Origin of the sequence: Pseudoalteromonas sp. OF5H-5 (assembly GCF_021530695.1) — a bacterium.
In the GTDB taxonomy this organism is placed as follows: Bacteria; Pseudomonadota; Gammaproteobacteria; order Enterobacterales; family Alteromonadaceae; genus Pseudoalteromonas.
This window is the reverse complement of sequence record NZ_JAKGBF010000045.1, coordinates 1-3,468: the sequence shown is the minus strand read 5'-3', so window position 1 is coordinate 3,468 and position 3,468 is coordinate 1. Positions and strand designations below refer to the sequence as shown.

The window sequence follows — 3,468 nt, the reverse complement described above, 5'->3', positions numbered from 1 at the left end:
GCCACCTAGGGCAAAGAAGTTTGCCTCACAGCTCAGTGACGCTTGCGGTATCTTTAATAAACTCGACCATAATTGCTGCAATTGCGCTTCTGTTTTATTTTGTGGTCCTCGGTAATGTGCTGTCGTCAACTCCGGTTGTGGCAAAGCGCGTTTATCAACCTTACCATTGACTGTAAGTGGAAATTGCTCCAACACCACAAACTGGCTCGGCACCATATATTCTGGTAATTGTTCGGCGAGGTAACGCTTCAACAATGAAGTCTGCTCATTGCCACACAAAGTTGGTTTTAACGTTATATAAAGTAATAACTGAGCACTGTTATTTTTTCCTTCAATAACATGGGCTACGGCTTGTTCAACGCCAGTAAACGCCACTGCAAGCGCCTCAATTTCAGCCAACTCAATACGATAGCCACGAATTTTTACCTGTTCATCGATCCGGCCTACGTAAACTAAGTTGCCATCTTTGCGTTGACGGACAAGATCCCCACTGCGATAGATCCGCTCCCCTTGCCAATTCAGAAACTTTTCGGCTGTGAGTTGGGGCTGCTGTAAATATCCTTTAGCAACTCCAAAGCCGGCAATACATAGCTCACCGACCCCACCTTTAGGTGCCACCTGAAGATATGGGTCAAGCACATAAAGTTGGGTATTTGCAATCGCACGACCTATTGAAACCGCTGCACTAGCGGGCTCTTTCTGGCCAGGAAGTACAACATAATCACAACAGCCAACGACGGTTTCCGAGGGGCCATATTCGTTCACAAAGGTCGCGCCATTGAGCCATCGCTGACACTGTCCCAACAGCTGGCCTGTAAACTGTTCCCCACCCACCACTATCGTATGAGGTGTTGTAATACTCTCACCATGGTGAATAGCGCAAAGCGCCTTCAGGTGGGATGGTGTAAGTTTAAACAAACTAGCAGGGCCACTGCGCAAACACTGATACAGATCAGCTAAAGTATCTTCTTCTGGCAGTATCGTGATTGTTTTAGCGCTGATAAGTGGTGCCAATAACGAAGTTAACGTTGCATCAAAACTCAGTGTTGAACTAACTACTGAACGTAATATACCTGCACAGAGATAATGCTTTGCTGCATAATCAAGATAGTTACTTAAGCCTTTATGTAGTACCTCAATTCCTTTCGGTGTGCCAGTTGAACCAGATGTATAAATAACATACGCGACAGGGTTGCTGTACACCTCAGCTAACTTAGTTTTAGCCGTTTTCTCATAGGTGTTGATATCGACGACAGTAGCAATTGAGACGCCTTGTAGCTTCGACTGCCACTCAGGCTTTGTTATAATGGCTGCCAGCTCCGCATGCTCGGCTATTCTTAACAAACGTTGCTCTGGGTGACTCGGATCCATAGGAACATAGGTCATATCAGCACGCAATATTGCTAATACTGAAACCAACAAAGACTCACAACGGCCGAGACAAATACCAATTCGAGCATGAGGTGGGAAATGAGTTACTAAGTAGCAAGCGAGATCTTGAACTTGTGCTGCCAAATCCGCATAAGTCATCGTGCTGTTAGAAAACTGCAGTGCTGCCTGTTTTGGTTTTCTATTGACCTGCTGTTGAAACGACTCTTGTAACCTTAATTCTTGTGGTGCTTCTCGCCCAATATATCCCCGTTCTGATGAGGAAAGCGTAAGCTCACTAAGCATCGTCGTTTCAAAAGTACACTCACTTAAGCTTGTTAGCAATGCGGCGAAATCGGCCAGCATTAACTCCATACTACTGGGTAAAAATAAGCTAGTATCGTATTGCAACATCAACACAGGGCAACTGCTACTTAGCTGTACCGCAAACTCTAAGTCATATTTGCATCTATCAGCTGCCACTGGGATAAGATTTGCTTCTACACCACTAAGCGTGAACGATGAAGACTCCGTATTATTCATGTTCAACATGATCTGAAATAGCGGTGTATATTGAGTTGTACGAGAGTTACAACAAGCATCTACCACTTGTTCAAACGGTACTTCCTGATGTTCTTGCGCTGCAAGGTTCACGTCGCGAATATGCTGAAAGAATGCAGATAAAGTACGCTCTTGAGTATCACTACGAAGCACTAGTGTGTTGACAAAGAAGCCGATCAACGGCTCCAGCTCTGTTTGACATCGATTTGCTACAGGGGTGCCAATCACAACGTCGTGTTCATAGCTATATTTTGATATTAATAGGCTTAATGCCCCATGGTAGAGCATAAAAGGGGTTATATTGGCAGCGGTAGCAAGCCTTTGTAATTTCTCAGCCAACGCTGAGGGTAATTTTCGTTGTAGGCGTTTACCATTACTTAACTTAGCACTCGGCCTAGCGTGATCTAACGGTATTTGGTGCACAGAGGGCAGCCCTTGCAACTGCTGCTGCCAATAATGCAACTGACTACTTATTCTCGCTTGGGTGTCACTCTGTTGCTGCCAATGTGCATAATCACTATATTGTATACTGAGAGGAGGTAAGTCTTGTGGCTGTTGAGTCACCTGCGCCTGATAGATACTACAAAACTCATTAACCAAGACCCCCATTGACCAAGCGTCTGAAGCAATATGATGTACTGTAAAAATAATCGCAAGCTCATCTTCCGCTAAACTTACCGCCGAAACACGTAGCATTTGGTCTAAACTCAGATCAAAAGGCTGACTGTTTTGCTCATGTATCAACCGTTCTAAAGCCAGCTTTTGCGCATCTCCCGTTAAGTGAGTCAATGATAAGTGCTTTATCTGAAAAGGCTTAGTATGATTAACTTTCTGCATCACAACGCCATCAGCCGATTTAATAAAGACGGTTCTTAAAGTCTCATGACGCTCAATAAGCAAAGTAAAGGATTGCTGCGCGCTCGCTAAATCAAATTTCCCGCTTAGTTGTACCGCTGAAGTAATATGGTATTCAGAACTACCTTGATTCAGGTTATCTATAAACCACAACCGCTTTTGTGCATAAGACAGCGGGTGTAATTGTGACTTATCTGCCTTAGCTTGAATCGTCGCGCCAAGAATATAGTCAGCTTGCTCATCAAGACAGTGAGCTATATTTCTAATGCTTTGGGCCTTAAAAATGGTTTGTAAGGACAGTGACTTTGCAAATTCTGCTTGTATTGCAGCTTGCATTTTTACCGCCCGTAGGGAATGCCCGCCTTGACTAAAAAAGCTACTATTTAGGTCTATTTCAGTAACCGGAGTATTTAATATGCTAGACCAAATACTTAACAACTTAACCTCAGTCTCTGACTGAGGCTGCATTATTTGATCAGCTATAGGCTGATTAACTTTCGCTTTTAGCGCATTTTTGTCAATTTTACCGTTCGGGGATAGCGGCCACTGTGATACCGCAATGTAGCGACTTGGCAGCATGTACTCTGGTAGTAATGCCCGTAGATACTCACGTAGCTGCTGTGCCAAACCCGTCGCTTCTTCTGTTCGGACGTAAGCCTGTAACTGTGACTCTCCTGCCTCTTC

1 protein-coding gene is annotated in these 3,468 nt (G+C 44.3%); it reads right to left on the bottom strand.

The window, feature by feature from the left end:
• The coding region (locus tag L1271_RS24510; protein WP_235369040.1) for a non-ribosomal peptide synthetase at positions 1 to 3,468 on the bottom strand (3,468 nt) is incomplete at both ends.